Source organism: Psychrobacter sp. FME13, from assembly GCF_014861395.1.
GTDB lineage: Bacteria > Pseudomonadota > Gammaproteobacteria > Pseudomonadales > Moraxellaceae > Psychrobacter.
The window spans coordinates 1-872 of the sequence record NZ_RRYV01000336.1 but is presented as its reverse complement, the minus strand read 5'-3'; the positions used below and the strand labels follow the sequence as shown (position 1 = coordinate 872).

General features: G+C 46.1%; 1 protein-coding gene and 2 pseudogenes. 1 reads left to right on the top strand and 2 read right to left on the bottom strand.

All coding sequences use genetic code 11. The annotated features are described in order from the left end of the window. Nucleotides 1–411, top strand: a pseudogene (locus tag EI164_RS16455) (DDE-type integrase/transposase/recombinase); the annotation flags it as partial. Nucleotides 412–440: 29 nt separating this feature from the next. On the opposite strand, the pseudogene EI164_RS16450 reads toward EI164_RS16455, so the two are convergent. Continuing rightward, nucleotides 441–587, bottom strand: a pseudogene (locus EI164_RS16450) (IS3 family transposase); the annotation flags it as partial. Between the two features lie 37 nt (nucleotides 588–624). After that, nucleotides 625–872 (bottom strand): integrase core domain-containing protein (locus EI164_RS16445; RefSeq protein WP_192520967.1); only part of this gene is annotated, 248 nt, incomplete at its 5' end.

The window sequence follows — 872 nt, the reverse complement described above, 5'->3', positions numbered from 1 at the left end:
CCCACCCAAATTGTACCGACCCTGCTTGATGAGGGGATATATCATGGCTCAGAGTCTACCTTTTATCGGGTGCTGAGGCAGCATGAGCAATTGGCTCACCGCGGTCGTGCACTTGCCCCTAAAGCCTCAAGCGCCCCAAAGACCTTTACTGCCACTGGCCCTTGCCAAGTGTTCTGCTGGGATATCACCTATCTGCCAAGTCCGGTACGGGGTCAGTTCTATTATTTGTACATGATAGAGGATGTCTATAGCCGTAAAATTGTTGGCTGGGAGGTTTATGACCACGAGTCAGGTGTACTGGCAGCTCAGCTGCTTGAGCGTACTTTAATCAGTGAGAATGCATTGCACACTGGGGTGGTGCTACACTCAGACAATGGGGCACCGATGAAAGCTCTGACCCCTGCTGTCAAATCCGTATAACTAAACTTGGGAGATTTTGATTACGCAGCATGACGATAATAGTCAAACCACACCTGTCTTGGCGATTTATAGCCTAAACCCTTTTGAATTCTCGTTTGGTTGTAGTACAACTCGATATATCTAATGATATCGGTAATGGCGGCAAATCTGGTCTTATAGTCCTGATGAACCGCCCCGACTATATCGGAGAGTGGATTGCTTGAGTCAGGCAGCTTTGTCTGACTCACAAAGACTATCATAGTATCGTCTCTCAAACTCAAAAGGCGACACATAACTAATCGTACTATGAATGCGAGTTTTGTTAAACCAATCGACCCATTCTAGGGTTGCTAATTCAACATCGTTCACACCTTGCCACTGCTGTTTTAAATATTCAATCACCTCTGTTTTATAAAGCCCGTTAACCGTTTCAGCCAACGCATTATCGTATGAATCACCCGTTGTACCAACAG